The sequence below is a fragment of the Micromonospora aridisoli genome (assembly GCF_056150025.1).
In genome coordinates this window covers 67,064-82,279 of record NZ_JAXCFK010000018.1, presented here as the reverse complement: position 1 = coordinate 82,279, position 15,216 = coordinate 67,064, and the positions used below count along the sequence as shown (strand labels likewise).

Below are 15,216 nucleotides of genomic sequence, written 5' to 3'. Positions count from 1 at the left end.
GGCCGCTCGTGATCCGCGGGAGCAGTTGTTGTGTGACCTGTTCGCTGAGGTGCTGGGGGTGGACCGGGTCGGCATCGACGACAACTTCTTCGACCTCGGCGGCGACAGTATCAACTCGATCCAGCTGGCCAGCCGGGCCCGGAGCTCAGGTCTTGCGCTCTCCGCGCGCGACGTCTTCGAACGACAGACGGTCGCCGAACTCGCCCCGACAGTGCGGGAGGCGACGGACGACAGCGCCGAGGAGGCCGGTGCTGGAGTCGGCGACGTGCCGGTGACCCCGATCATCCAATGGTTCGCCGACCTGGGCGGGCCGGTGGACCGGTTCAACCAGTCACGGCTGCTCCGGTCGCCGGCCGGCGCCCGGTACGACGATCTCGCTGGCATGTTGCAGGCGTTGCTCGATCACCACGACGCCCTCCGGCTGCGCGCCGTCGGAGCACCCGGCACCGAATGGACGTTGGCCGTCACGCCGCCCGGGTCCGTGTCCGCGACGGACTGCCTTGTCCGGGTGGACGCCACCGGCCTCGACGCCGAATCGTTCGCGGACCGAATCCGGACCGAGGCGGTCGCGGCCCGCGGACGGTTGCATGTCGACGGTGGTCTGGTCCGGGCGGTGTGGTTCGACCGTGGCCCGGACGAGGCCGGCCGACTCCTGTTGATCATCCATCACCTGGCGGTGGATGCGGTGTCCTGGCGCATCCTGTTGCCCGACCTCGTCGAGGCATGGACCTCCTCGTCTTCCGGCCGGACGCCCCGGTTGACTCCCGTCGGTACGAGCTTCCGCACCTGGTCCCGGCGCCTGCTGGCCTGGAGCCGACGACCCGAACGGCAGGCGGAACTCGCGTACTGGGCAGCGGAACTCGGCGAACCGGAGGCACCGCTGGGCGGTCGTCCGCTCGACCCGGAGCGGGACACCGCGGGCACCGCGGACCGCCTCGTCCTCCGGCTGCCGGCCGAACTCACCGAGGCGGTGCTCAGCGAGGTGACCGAGACGTTCCATGCCGACGTGACGGATGTGCTCCTGGCCGCGCTGGCGATCGCCTTCGCCACCGCGGGGCTGTCCGGTCCCCGAGGCGTCCTGGTGGACCTGGAGAGCCACGGCCGGGCGGAGGAGGTCATCGGCGGCGTCGACCTCAGCCGCACCGTCGGATGGTTCACGTCCATGTACCCGGTTCGTCTCACCACCGCAGAGGCCGACCCGGCCGAACTGCGCGCGGATGGCCAAGCGGCCGGAGCGGTCCTCAAGGCGGTCAAGGAGAAGCTGCGCGGAATCGCGGATCGGGGCCTCAGCTACGGCGTCCTGCGCTATCTCGACCGGCGCACGGGCAACGTGCTCAGCCGGTTGGCGTACGCCCAAGTGGGCCTGAACTACCTCGGGCGGGCACCAGCCACCGCCAGCTCGACCGCCGACTGGTCCGTGGCCACCGACGTGTCCGGCGCACCCGGGCAGGACCCGGCGATGCGGCTGCCGCACGCACTGGAGATCGCCGCGATGGTCCGGGACAGCCACGCCGGAACGTGCCTGGAGAGCACCTGGTTGTGGTCGCGGGAACTGCTGCCGGAGAACCGGGTCCGGGCCGTGGCCCAGGCGTGGTCGGACGCGCTGGCGACACTCGTCGCGCACGCCCGCGCGCACGGCGGCGGTCTCACCCCCTCGGATGTGTCGTTGGCCGGCCTCAGCCAGGACGAGATCGACCTCATCGAAGCCGAATGGGGGACGGACGAATGACCAGGACGACGCTCGACGACATCCTGCCGCTCACACCGCTACAGGAAGGCATGCTCTTCCACAACGTGTACGACGAGTCCGCCCTGGACGTCTACACGGCGCAGCTCGTGGTCGATCTGGAGGGCCCACTACAGCAGGAGACTCTGCGTGCGGCCGGGCAGGCGCTGCTCGATCGGCACCCGAACCTGCGCGCGGCAGTGCGGCACGAAGGTCTCAGCAGACCTGTGCAGGTCATTCCCAGATCGGTCGAGCTGCCGTTCACCGTGCACGACCTGACCGGCGAGCCGGACGCCGAACGGGAAGCCGCCGCGGACCGGATAGCCGCGGCCGACCGCACCACCCGATTCCGGCTCAGCCGGCCGCCACTGGTCCGGTTCACGCTGATCCGCCTGCGCGACCGCCGGTACCGGTTCGTGCTGACCCTGCACCACATCCTCGCCGACGGATGGTCCACCGCAATGCTCTGGCGGGACCTGCTCGCCCTGTACGAGCGCGGAGGAGATGCGACCGGCCTGCCGCCGGTCCCGCCGTACCGGGCGTACCTGGCGTGGTTGGCCAGGCAGGAGCCGGAGGCGGCGCGGAACGCGTGGCGGGAGGCACTGGCCGACCTTGATGGGCCGACGCTGGTGGCCCCGCACGCGAGTGGCGAGGCGGAGCTGCCGCATCAGGTGCGGCGCGTGCTGTCGGAGACGGTCACCGCCGCGCTCACCGGCTGGTGCCGGCGACACGGGGTGACCACGAGCACCGCCGTGCAGGCCGCGTGGGTGCTGGTCCTGGCTCAACTGACCGGACAGCGGGATGTGGTCACGGGCATCACGGTGTCCGGTCGCCCCGCCGAGGTGCCGGGCGTGGAGATGATGGTCGGACTGTTCATCAACACCGTGCCGCTCCGCGTCCGGCTGCGCCCGGACGAGTCGCTCGGCGACCTGGCCCGGCGGATGCAGGCCGAGGGTCTGCGGATGCTGCCGTACCACCACCACGGTCTTGCCGAGATCCAGGCGCTGACGGCGCACACACGACTTTTCGACGCGCCGACCGTCTTCGAAAACCATCCCGGCGGCGGCCGGTCATCCGGCGGCGCCTCGCCGGCCGCCGACGAGCTACGGGTCTTCCGGGTCCGCGGCCACGACAGCACGCACTACCCGTTGGCGTTGGTCGCGGCACCCGGCAACGGGCTGGTACTGCGGGTCGACTACCGGCCGAGCGTCTTCAGCCGTGACTCCGCAGCCCGCATCCTCGATCGGGTGGCCCGGGTGATCGAGCTGCTCGCCGAGGCTCCGGACACGACGGTGGCCCGGCTCGATCTGCTGCAACCCGGCGAGCGCGCCCGGCTGCTGCGCTGGTCCAACGGGGCGGAGCCGCCGGTCCCTGCCACCCTGCCCGACCTGTTCGCTGGACAGGTGGCGCGAACACCGGACGCGGTCGCGGTGGTCGACGACCAGGAGTCGGTCACCTACACGGAGCTCAACCGGCGGGCCAACGTGTGGGCACACCGGCTCATCGCTCGGGGCGTCGGCCCCGAACAGGTGGTCGCCGTCGCGGTACCGCGCACCGTGGACCTGCCCACCGTGCTGCTCGCCGTGGCCAAGGCGGGCGCCGCCTACCTACCGCTCGACCCGGCCCACCCGGCCGCCCGCCTGGCTGCCCTGATCGCCGACGCCCGCCCGGCCTGTCTGGTCACGACAGCGGATCTGGCCACCGCGTTCACGAACGACAACGTGCCGGTGCTCGTTCTGGACCCGGCCGGCGGCGACACCCGGGATCCGGTAGACGCCGACCGTACGGCGCTGCTGACAACGATGAGTCCCGTCTACCTCATCTACACCTCGGGCTCCACCGGCCGGCCCAAGGGCGTCCTGGTGACGCACCACGGGCTCGCCGCACTCGTGGCCGGCCAGGCGCGGGCCTTCGCCGTGGGGCCGGGCGACCGGGTGCTGCAATTTGCCGCGCTCAGCTTCGACGCCACCAGCTCTGAGCTGTGGGTCACCCTCGTCTCCGGGGCCACCCTGGTGTTGACCACGGGTGAGCGGATGCTGCCCGGCGAGCCGCTGGCCGGCCTGCTTCAGGAACGCGGGGTCACCTGCCTGACCCTGCCGCCGACCGCGCTCGCCGCACTGTCGGCGGGGGCGCTGCCACCGGGCACCCTTGTCGTCGCCGGCGAGGCATGCCCTGCGGCACTGGTCTCCCAGTGGTCGTCCGGGCGGCGGATGATCAACGCGTACGGCCCGACCGAGAACACGGTCTGCGCCACCATGAGTGATCCGCTCGTCGCGGGCGGGGTGCCGCCGATCGGGCGGCCGATCGAGGGCACCCGCACGTACGTGCTCGATGATCGGCTCGGGCTGACACCGACCGAGGTCGCCGGCGAGTTGTACCTGGCCGGCGCGGGGCTGGCCCGAGGGTACGCCGGGCAGCACGGCCTGACTGCGACCCGGTTCGTGGCCGATCCGTACGGCCCGCCCGGTAGCCGCATGTACCGCACCGGCGACCTAGCCCGGTGGCGGGCCGACGGCCAGTTGGAGTATCTGGGCCGGACCGACGCCCAGGTGAAGGTCAGGGGCTTCCGCATCGAGCCGGCCGAGATCGAGGCGGTGCTCAGCGACCATCCGGACGTGGCCCAGGCGGTGATCGTGGCCCGCGCGGACCGGGGCGATGAGCAGCGTCTGATCGGGTACGTCGTGCCACGTCCCGGTGCCACGATCGGCGACCTGCGGACCCATCTCGCGGAGCGGTTGCCGGCGCACCTGGTGCCGGCCGCGATCGTGCCGCTGCCGAACATGCCCACCACGCCGAACGGCAAGGTGGACACCCGCGCCCTGCCGGCACCCGACATGGCGGCGCAGCCGGACGGCCGGCTGCCGCGCGGACCGCGCGAGGAGATCCTCTGCGGACTGTTCGCCGAGGTGCTCGGCGTCAACCGGGTCGGCATCGACGACGACTTCTTCGCGCTCGGCGGGCACTCCCTGCTGGCCACGAAGTTGGTCGGCCGGATCCGCGCCGCGCTCGGTGTGGGTCTCCCGGTGCGGCGGCTGTTCGACGCTCCGACGGTCGCCGCGCTGGCCAGCACCCTCGACGGTGAGCAGTGGCGCCGCCCGCCGGTGGTGCCTGTGGTACCTCGCCCGGCCCGGCTGCCGCTGTCGGCGGCGCAGCGCCGGCTCTGGTTACTCAACCGAGTCGAGGGCCCGAACGCCACGTACAACATCCCCATGCCGATGCGGCTGCGCGGCCGCGTCGACGAGGCCGCGCTGCGGGCCGCGCTCGCCGACGTGGTCGAGCGCCACGAGACGCTGCGCACGGTGTTCGACGAGGACGACGAGGGCCCTTATCAGATCGTCCTGACCGACTGCACGCCCAATTTCGCCGCTGTCCGCGTCCGTCCCGACACCCTCGCCGACGAGGTCTCGGCTCTCGTCAATCACAGCTTCGACCTGGGCCACCGCCAGCCGCCGTTCCGGGTGCGGTTGCTGGTGCTCGGTGATGAGGAGTTCGTGCTGGTCCTGGTGGTGCACCATGTGGCCGCCGACGGGTGGTCGATGCCGGTGCTGGCATCCGATCTGACCCGGGCGTACGCCGCGAGGTGCGTCGGTGCGGTCCCGGACTGGTCGGACCTGCCCGTGTCCTACGCGGACTATGCGGTGTGGCAGCGGGCGGTGCTGGGCTCCGAGCACGACCCGGATTCGGTGCTGTCCCGACAGGTGGAGTTCTGGCGGGAGCGATTGGCTGGCGTGCCGGAAGAGTTGGCGTTGCCAGTCGACCGGCCGCGGCCAGTGGTGGGGTCAGCGCGCGGTGGCGAGGTGGCGTTCGCCGTGCCCGCGGAGCTGCACGCGGGTCTGGTGGGGCTGGCGCAACGGTCTCGGGTGACGATCTTCATGGTGTTGCAGGCCGCAGTGGCAGCGCTGCTGTCGCGCCTGGGTGCGGGCGTGGACATACCCCTGGGCACGCCGGTGGCCGGGCGCTCGGACGCGAGGCTGGAGGGACTGGTCGGGTTCTTCGTCAACTCGCTGGTGTTGCGAACTGACGTGTCGGGCGATCCGTCCTTCGCGGAGCTGTTGAGACGGGTACGCGAGTTTGACCTGGCGGCCTACGCGCATCAGGACGTGCCGTTCGAGCGACTGGTGGAGGTGCTGAATCCACCCCGGTCGTTGGCGCGGCACCCGCTCTTCCAGGTCATGATCTCGCTGAACAACACTGAGCCGACCGTCGCCGACGTGCCGGCCTCCGGGCTCGCCGTCGAGCGGGAGCGGGTGAACCTGCGCACGGCAAAGTTCGACCTGCTCTTCTCGTTCGCCGAGCGGTCCGGCCCGCACGGGCGACCGCTCGGCATCCAGGGCGCCGTCCAGTACAGCGCCGACCTGTTCGACCCGGAAACGGCGCAAACCGTCGCCGACCGGCTGCTGCGGCTGCTGACCGAGGCGGTCGCGGATCCATCCGTCCGGCTCAGCCGCCTGGAGATCCTTGATGACGCCGAGCGGAATCGGGTGCTTCGGACATGGAACGACACCGGTCGGGAGAGCGCCTGGCGCAGTCTCGCCGACCGACTCGCCGACCGAGCCCGGACGACGCCGGACGGTTGCGCCGTCCGATTCGGCGAGGAGTCGCTGTCGTACCGGGAGCTGGGGGAGGCGGCCAATCGACTCGCCCGGCTGCTGATCGTGCAGGGTGCCGGGCCGGAGCGGGTGGTCGCGGTGGCCCTGCCCCGGTCGGTGGAGCAGGTGGTGGCGCTCTGCGCGGTGATCAAGGCGGGCGCGATCTACCTTCCGGTGGACACGCGGCTGCCAGACGAGCGAATCGCCGCGCTGCTCGCCGACGCCGGCCCCAGGCTGCTGGTCAAGGCCGGGCATCCGGCCGACCGGCCCTGGGCGGGGGAGTACCCGACAGTTCGACTCGACGATGTGGAGGCTCGGTCCACCCTCGCGGCCATGCCGATCGACGAGGTGTCCGATGCCGATCGGGGTGCGCCGGTGCTCCCGGACTCCGGGCTCTACCTGCTGTACACCTCCGGCTCGACCGGTACCCCCAAGGCCGTGTTGATGACACACCGGGCGATCGTGAACCTCCTCGACTGGCAGCGGTCGTCCATCCCCGCCGACGAGGGGACGGTGACCGCCCAGTTCGCGCCGATCGGCTTCGACGTCTCGGTGCAGGAGATGTGCCTGACTCTCACCTCCGGCCACACGCTCGCCATCTGCCCTGAGGACGTACGCCGCGACGGCAACGCGCTGGTCCGGTGGCTGTTCGACAACGAGGTCGGGCGGTTGTTCGCGCCGAACCTTGTGGTGGAGGCCGTCGCGGAGACCGCCGGAGAGGTGGGACTGCATCTGCCTGCGCTGACCGACGTGGTGCAGGCCGGCGAGGCCCTGCGACTGACCGACACGGTCCGCTCCTTCTTCGGCGCGGCTGCCGGCCGGCGACTGCACAACCAGTACGGACCGACCGAGTCGCACGTGGTGACCGGCACCGTGCTGCCGCCCGACGTCACCAACTGGCCGGCTCTGCCCGACATCGGTGGTCCGATTGACAACGCCCAGGTGTACGTTCTGGACGCCGAGCTCCGGCCGGTGCCGCCGGGCGTCGTAGGCGAGCTCTACCTTGCCGGAGACTGCCTGGCGCGGGGGTATGCCGGCCGCGCCGACATGACGGCGGAACGCTTCGTCGCCTGCCCGTTCGGCCCGTCCGGGCGCCGCATGTATCGCACTGGCGATCTTGGCCGATGGTCGAGGAACGGAGCACTGGCGTACGCGGGCCGCGCCGACGCGCAGGTGAAGATCCGCAGCTTCCGGGTCGAGCCGGGCGAGGTCGAGGCGGTGCTGGCCGAACATCCGGGGGTGAGCCGAGCGGCGGTTGTCGCGCGAACCGGCGGGTCCGGCACGCTTGTGCTGGTGGCCTACGTGGTGCCCGCCGTCGAGGTGGCGGCCAACCCGGAGGACTGGACCGAGTACCTGCGCCGCCGGCTTCCCGACTACATGGTGCCGTCGTACTTCGTGCCACTGGAATCCCTGCCGCTGACCCGCAACGGCAAGCTGGATCGCGCGGCGCTGCCGGCGGTGGGCGCCACCGGTGACCAGACACGCAGGCTGCCCCGGACTCCGGAGGAGCACTCGCTCAGCGTCATGTTCGGCGAGCTGTTGGGCCGTTCGCCAGTGGACATCGACGAGGACTTCTTCAGCCTTGGGGGCCATTCCTTCCTGGCCACGAGGCTGGTCCGGCGGATAAAGGCGCGGTTCGGCGTCGAGCTGTCGGTGCGCAGCGTCTTCGAGGCCCCCACCGTCGCCGCGTTGGCTCGGGAGCTCGGCTCGGACGTCAGGCGGGATCCGTTCGGGGTCATCCTGCCCCTGCGCCGGCATGGAGATCGACCACCGCTGTTCTGCGTGCATCCGGCCTCCGGGACGAGCTGGAGCTATGCCGGTCTCATGGCTCACCTGCCGGCCTGTTTTCCGATCTACGGCGTCCAGGCCCGGGGGCTCACTGCGCCCGACGAGCTGCCCGCCTCCATCGAGGACATGGCGGCGGACTACGCCGACGAACTCCGTGCCACCTACCCGTCCGGGCCGTACCGGCTGCTCGGCTGGTCGTTCGGTGGGCTGGTGGCACACGCGATCGCCGTCCGTCTACAACAAGTTGGTGCGAAGGTCGACCACCTGGTGGTCGTCGACGCGTACCCGAACCCCGACGAGCCACAGCCTGACCGGCCGGATCACGAGATCATCGCCTCGCTGCTGGCCCGGGATTTCCATTACGACATGGGCGAGCTGGCGACCGACCCGGATCGCGTGCTGAGTCGCTACGCCGAGTACCTGCGTCACACTGACCATCGACTCGCGGCACTGGGGGAGCAGGGGCTCAAGGACAGCATGCGGGTGTACGTCCACAATTCCCGGCTGATGGCCGGGTATCGTCCGCAGGAGTTCACCGGTGACCTGACGTTTTTCACCGCCACCTTGAATTCCGAGGTCGCGAGCCACTCCGCCCGCGTTCGCGAAAGCCTCACCGCCGATTCCTGGCGTCCCCTTGTTAAGGGAGAAATTACAAACCACGACATCGACGCTGTTCACGGTAAGATGTTCAGCGACCCGTCCTCCGTTTCAGCGATCGGGCTCGCCCTGGCAGCGACGCTCGCGCAAACGGAAGTGCCGAGTGAAGGAGAAGATGTGCGGTGAGCACAAATCCGTTCGAAGACCCGGATGGCAGGTACCTCGTGCTCGTGAACGACGAGGGCCAGCACTCGCTGTGGCCGTCGTTCGCGGAGACGCCAGCCGGTTGGACCGTGGCGTTGCCGGAGACCGACCGTCAGTCGGCACTCGACTACGTCAACGAGAACTGGACCGACATGCGTCCGAAGAGCCTGATCGCCGCCATGGAGGCCGACGCCTCGGCATCCTGACGCACGGCGACACCGATCCTTTCCCCGGCAGGCAGGAGACAGCGTTGGCGCGTCCGTTCCGCTCTCTCGCCCGGCGCGTGCTGGCCACCGTCGCGGTGCTGCTGGTCGCCACGGTGTTGGGAGCACAACCCTCCGGCGCTGCCGGCGAAAATCAACTGCGGTCGGTCATCCGTTACACGGAGTACGGAGTCCCGCACATTGTCGCATCCGGGTTCCGTGGCCTGGGATACGGATACGGACATGCGATCGCGCGAGACAACATCTGCGCTCTCGCGGACGGATACCTGACCGTCAACGCCCAGCGGTCCCGCTTTCACGGTGGCGCAGCGCCGGTGAGCAGCGACTTTGGACGGGCCGCCGATGCCCTGCACAGCGACCTCTATTTCCAGCACATCAAGGACAGCGGCGTGGTGGAGCGGCTGCTGCGACAACCGGCTCCGGTAGGCCCGGCGTCCGAGGTTCGCGAGATGGTGCGAGGCTATGCCGCCGGATACAACCGCTATCTGCGTGACACCGGCGTCGCGAACATCACCGATCCGGCCTGCCGCGGCGCGGCCTGGGTGCGGCCCATCACGGAGCTCGACGTTTACCGCTACGTGTACGGCTTCATCCTGAGGGCCGGCAGCGGGTCGGTGATCGAAGGTCTGGTCACCGCCGCGCCGCCGGCCGTCGCCGACAGGGTGGGCGGGACCGTACCAGCCGATGCGTGGCCCGACCGGGCGGGCGCGGAACTCGGCAGCAACGCACTCGCGATCGGTGCCGCGGGCTCCTCGGCGGGTGCGCGGAGTGTGCTGCTGAGCAACCCACACTACCCGTGGCAGGGCGCGGCGCGGTTCTGGCAGAGCCAGCTGACCATCCCGGGTCGGTTCAACGTGGCCGGTGCCGGATTGCTCGGCTTCCCGGCGGTGATGATCGGGCACAACGCACAGGTTGCCTGGACGCACACCGTCGCGGTTCCCGCCACGTACGGCCTGTTCGAGCTGCCGGTGGATCCGGCCGACCCGACGCGCTACCTCGTCGACGGGGTGTCCAATCCGATGACCTCGCGACAGGTCACGGTGCAGGTCCGCCAGCCGGACGGCTCGGCGGCTTCGGTGACCAGGACGCTGTGGTCGACCCGCTTCGGCCCCGTGATCACCGCCGTGCCAGGGGTGGCGCTGCCGTGGGGTGCCACCGTGCACGCCTTTCGTGACGCCAACGCTGGGAACCTACGGGCGTTGAACACCTGGTTCGGTCTGGGCGAGGCTCGCGACACCGACGACGTGCACCGAGTGCTCAGCCGCACCCAGGGCATTCCGTGGCTCAACACGGTGGCCACGGATCGAGCCGGCCGGGCGTACTTCGGCGATATCCAGGTGGTGCCGCACGTCACCGACGAGACTTTGACCGCGTGCCGCACCGAGCTGGGCAGGTGGCTGTTCCCGGTAAACGGCATACCCGTCCTCGACGGCGGTCGGTCCGCGTGCGACTGGGGTAGCGATCCCGACGCTATCGAGCCTGGCATCTTCGGGCCGTCGCGCCTGCCCACCTTGACCCGCGCTGACTACGTCACCAACGCCAACGACAGCGCCTGGCTGACGAACCCGGGCGCCCCCCTGACCGGGTACCCGGCGATGCTCGGTCAGACGGGAACGCCGCGGTCGGCCCGAACAGCGCAGAGCATCCTCGCGGTGCAGCGGCGGCTGGCCGGCGACGACGGTCTGCCCGGCCGGGGTTTCTCGCTCGCGACCATCCGCCAGGTGCTGTTCGCGAACGAGAGCCGGGTGGCCGAACTCACCGTCCCCGACGCCGTTGCCATGTGCGCCGGGTTCCCGGGCGGCACGGCGCCGGGCAGCCAGGGTCCGGTGGACGTGTCCGAAGTGTGTCCGGTGCTGGCCAGTTGGGACGGGTCCTTCCGCGTCGAGAGCCGTGGATCGCTGCTTTTCGCGCGGTTCGTTCAGCGGCTCGGGACCGTGCCAGGCGGGCCGTGGGCGGTGCCGTTCGACGCCGCCGATCCGATCGGTACGCCGCGCGGGCTCGCCATCGGAAAGACCGAGGTGCAGCGCGCCTTCGGTGACGCGGTCAGCGAGTTGCGATCCGCCGGTATCCCGGCCGACGCTCCGCTCGGCGACCACCAGTCGGTCTCCCGGAACGGGCAGCGGCTGCCGGTCCACGGCGCGCCGCACGCGCTCGGCGTCCTGAACGTCATCACACCGATCTGGCAACCGACCGAGGGCAACGTCGAGGTTACCCACGGGTCCAGCTTCATTCAGGCGGTGGAGTTCCCGGCGGTGGGTCCCCCGCGGACCAGTACGCTTCTCACCTACGGGCAGTCCAGCGACCCGACCTCTCCACACTTCGCCGACCAGACGGCGGTCTTCTCCGCAGGGGAATGGGTAGCGGGCCGGTTCTCCGAGCGGGAGATCGCGGCCTCGCCGTCCCTACGAGTGGTGACCTTGTTCGAGCGAGCGCCTGGCTGACGCACGAAGGGAAAGCGATGCCGGTACTGACGGTTCAGGACGTCCAGATCCCGTACGAGGAGCGAGGCGCCGGCGAACCGATCCTGATGATCATGGGCTCCGCGGCCAAGGGTCGTGCCTGGCACATGCACCAGGTGCCGGCGCTGGTCGACGCCGGGTACCGCGTCGTGACGTTCGACAACCGGGGGATTAGACCTGGCGACGACACCGTCGACTCCTTCACCACCGACGATCTGGTGGCCGAGACCGCCGGCCTGATCGAGCGGCTGGAGTTGGGTCCGTGCCGGGTGGTCGGCACCTCGATGGGCGCCTACGTCGCACAGGAACTGGCACTGGCCCGTCCCGAGCTGCTCCGGCAGGTGGTGCTGATGGCCAGCCGGGCTCGGAGTGGCGTGATGCGGTCTGTGCTGTCCGACGCCGAGGCCGAGCTGTACGACTCCGGCATCGAACTGCCGGCCGGCTATCGTGCGGCGGTCCGCGCGTTGCAGACGCTCTCGCCGCGCACCCTCGACGACGACCGCGCGGTGCGTGACTGGCTCGACCTGTTCGAACTGTCCTCGGAGCGTGGCCCCGGCATCCGGGCTCAGATGGCCCTCGAACCGATGCCGGACCGGCGATCCGCGTACGCGGGCATCACGGTGCCCTGCCATGTGATCTCGTTCGCCGACGACCTGATCACCTCGCCGGCTCAGGGCCGGGAGCTGGCAGCCGCGATCCCGGGCGCGACGTACGAGCTCATTGAGAACGCCGGACACTACGGTTACCTGGAGCAGCCTGAGACGGTCAACCGCAGCCTGCTCACATTCTTCGGGACGGCCGTTCGCTGACTGCCAGCAAACGGCCGTCCCCGCACGGCGCGTGGCCGTCAGCGCGGCGCCGGAGACTGGAAGGCCGGTCCGAGTACGGTCGAGGCGCCCTCAGCGGACGGGATCTCGTACAACCTCTTTGCCTGAATCTGCAACTGGCCCATCAGGGCGACCGCGTCGTCCATTTCCTCGGGATGGCCGTCGAAAACCCGGCTGAGGCTGGCCAGCATGTTGGTGTACGACTCGTCGCACCGCAAGGACTCGCGTCGTCCCAGCGACCCGTCCGGCAGCCGGTACGAGTCGGCGTCATCGACCACCGGATAGACCCCGTCGGGGTCGAAGGGGATCTCCGGACCCTCGTACACCCACTTGCCGCGACTGTTGCGGATCAACTGCCGGCCGTGCACGATTTCGGCGAACCGGTAGTAGTGGCCCAACTCGTCGGGATCGGCGAGCTTGTCGCCGTCCAGGTCGCGTGGGCTGCCCTCGCCCTGCTCGATGATTTGGAGGATGCCGAGTAACGCCGACCGGCGGTCGGTGACCTGGTACAACGTGCCGGGAGCGTCCGGCCAGCCCACCTGACGGGCGGGGTCGCCGGTGAAGAGCTTGCCGTCGTCGAAGCGCAGGATGGCGCGGGCGATCTGGTTGTAGAACCAGCCGATCGTCATCGGTGGGTACTCGGCGTTCAGGAACCAGTTCTCGGCCCGACGCATCGCCTCCTGGTCGGCGTGCTGGACCTTGCCCGCCTTGTCCACCGTGACGCTGTCCTTGTCGATCACCGCGCCGTGGAAGGGCTTCCCGCCGACGACCGGATGCTCAGGTTGCTCGATGGCCATGAACACGTTCTTGACGTGTTCGAGGGAGAGCCTCCGCAGCCGCACGGTGAGATCCGGCAGGACCGGCCCGGGCAGTCGGCCCGGGTATGTGGGCACCGGGCCGGGCCGACCGATCTGCGGTGTGCTGCCGATCGCGTTGAGGATGTTGCAGACCTGCGCCATGTGCTGCATCTCCTCCAGCAGCACACCGCGGATCAGCTCGCGGATCTTGTTGTTGAACCCGGGCTTGATGGAGAACAGGGCCGCGCTGTACGGCGGGATGGTCGCCAGCTCGATCAGCAGCGCCTGCTGCAGCACCGCGGTGAGTTCATCGCGTGAAGTGATCTCCATGACCGGCGGCACGGGCTTGGTGTCCAACCATTTCACGATCATGTCTCGCTTTCCAGGTGAGAGGTCCCGGCTGACCGGCATGTGCGCCGGCGAGTCGAAGGGGGCGAGGAGGGTGCGTCTGACGTATGTCTTCTGCTCCACCACGTGGCGATAGTTGCCGAGGTCGAACAGGCTGCGCATGACCGGGTAGAGGTTGGCGTACTGCTGGAAGATCGGCCACACGTCCCGGTTCCAGGTCGGACGGTCGGGCACGTCGACCGGGTTGAAGACCAGCACGGCCACGCGCGAGTCCGGCTGGCTGGGGCGGGCCGGGCTGCCCAGGTGGACCGCGGTCGAGATTCCGTCGATGAACGTTTTGTTGGGCGGCGCCTTTGCGGTCAGGGTCAGCTCGGCCCGACCCTTGGCGTCGGCTCGCAACTGACTGGGAAACTGGAGCGCCGGCGTCGGGTTGGGGGCCATGACCTCCACCTCGGCGCCGGCGGCCGCCCGGCCGAACCGGGTCACGTACACGGTCGTGGTGATGGTGTCGTGAGGCTTCGCCGGGTAGAGCCGGTGCACGATCTCCTCGGGATGGATCCACGTGCCGTCGGCGCTCTCGACGAGCACGACGTCGGGTGGGTCGGCCGCGTTGACGAGGGCCAAGCGCTGCTCGGCGATGGCGGCGAACTGCTCGGCATCGAGCCGGACCGCGGTGATCCCGGCACGTCCCTCCAGGAATTCGTCGTCGACGTCGGCCAGCGGAGCCAGTACGCGGGGCTTCTCGTCGGCGTCCAGCACCGCCAGGCTGATCACGCCGAGGTCCGTGAGAGGCCCGCCCTTGCTGCTTGTCGGCCAGCTGTTCGACAAGTCGATGAAGACGCTGCGGCTTGTGTCGTCCACCCGGACCGCAGCATCCCACATGACGTTGGTACCGGTACGTCGCAGCCGTCGCCCGGCGACGAACCGGCGCGGTTCGCCAGCGCGGTACGCCCCGATGCTGCCCACGATTCGGCCGTAGGTGTGCGTGGGACCGAACGCCGGCAGGTCGAGCGCGTAGCCGTCCAGCACGATCCTGATCGACAGCAGTCCCTGCTCGGTCGTCTCGCGCAGCTCGCGAAGCAGGGGTGAGTTGAGGTCCGTGGCCCAGTTCAGGTCGGTGAGTACCGAGGTCAACCCGGCACTGGCGTTGGTGCCGCCCGGGGTCTGATTACCCGGACCGCGGCGCCACAGGTCCTCGATCCAGGACGGTTGCATGTTGCCGGCGACCAACTCCAGGTCGTCGTCGTCCACGATCCGGATGCGCAGGCCGTAGATCCCAGGTGCGGTCTGGTCGCGCTGGTCGATGTCAACCATCTTGGCGTTGACTCGCAGATTGTCCTCACGCACTCCGCTGCCGACGACCGGGTCGTCGGCGGTGTTCTCCACCAGGGTGCCGTCGCTTCGAAGCCCGCTTCGGACGGTGATGTCGGACAGCCGGAACGAGCCGGTCCCACGCGGGTTGAACAGTCCGTTTTCGTCGACGACCCGGTTGTCGACGAAGTACGCCGCGCGCTGGAAACGCGGTTCGAAGATGTTGTTGTTGTAGTGCCGCAGCACGTTGTTGACGGTGGAGATGTCCGACTGGAACTGGCCGGAGAAGTTCAAGCGCGGGTATCCCAGGTATGTCACTGTGCGTCCTTCGGTTGACGGGTCTCGT

Annotated in this window: 6 protein-coding genes; 5 read left to right on the top strand and 1 reads right to left on the bottom strand. The window is 69.7% G+C overall.

Annotated elements, in window-relative coordinates; all coding sequences use genetic code 11:
- From SM447_RS27255 to SM447_RS27235, 5 genes are all read left to right on the top strand, one after another.
- A partial coding sequence (locus tag SM447_RS27255; RefSeq protein ID WP_474575736.1) for a condensation domain-containing protein occupies window positions 1-1,729 on the top strand: 1,729 nt, incomplete at its 5' end.
- Window positions 1,726-8,886 (top strand): amino acid adenylation domain-containing protein, encoded by a 7,161-nt coding sequence (locus tag SM447_RS27250; protein ID WP_474575735.1) that lies wholly within the window; start codon window positions 1,726-1,728, stop codon window positions 8,884-8,886. The genes SM447_RS27255 and SM447_RS27250, both read left to right, overlap by 4 nt.
- Window positions 8,883-9,110 (top strand): MbtH family protein, encoded by a 228-nt coding sequence (locus SM447_RS27245; RefSeq protein ID WP_474575734.1) that lies wholly within the window; start codon window positions 8,883-8,885, stop codon window positions 9,108-9,110. Before SM447_RS27250 ends, SM447_RS27245 begins: the two co-directional genes overlap by 4 nt.
- A 44-nt stretch (window positions 9,111-9,154) precedes the next feature.
- Complete coding sequence (locus tag SM447_RS27240) at window positions 9,155-11,569, top strand: penicillin acylase family protein (RefSeq protein WP_474575733.1); 2,415 nt, start codon at window positions 9,155-9,157, stop codon at window positions 11,567-11,569.
- A 17-nt stretch (window positions 11,570-11,586) separates the two neighbouring features.
- Window positions 11,587-12,396, top strand: coding sequence for an alpha/beta fold hydrolase (locus tag SM447_RS27235; protein WP_474575732.1), 810 nt, complete (start codon window positions 11,587-11,589; stop codon window positions 12,394-12,396).
- 38 nt (window positions 12,397-12,434) lie between these two features.
- On the opposite strand, the gene SM447_RS27230 is transcribed toward SM447_RS27235, so the two are convergent.
- Window positions 12,435-15,188 (bottom strand): ferritin-like domain-containing protein, encoded by a 2,754-nt coding sequence (locus tag SM447_RS27230; RefSeq protein ID WP_474575731.1) that lies wholly within the window; start codon window positions 15,186-15,188, stop codon window positions 12,435-12,437.
- Window positions 15,189-15,216 lie beyond the last annotated feature (28 nt).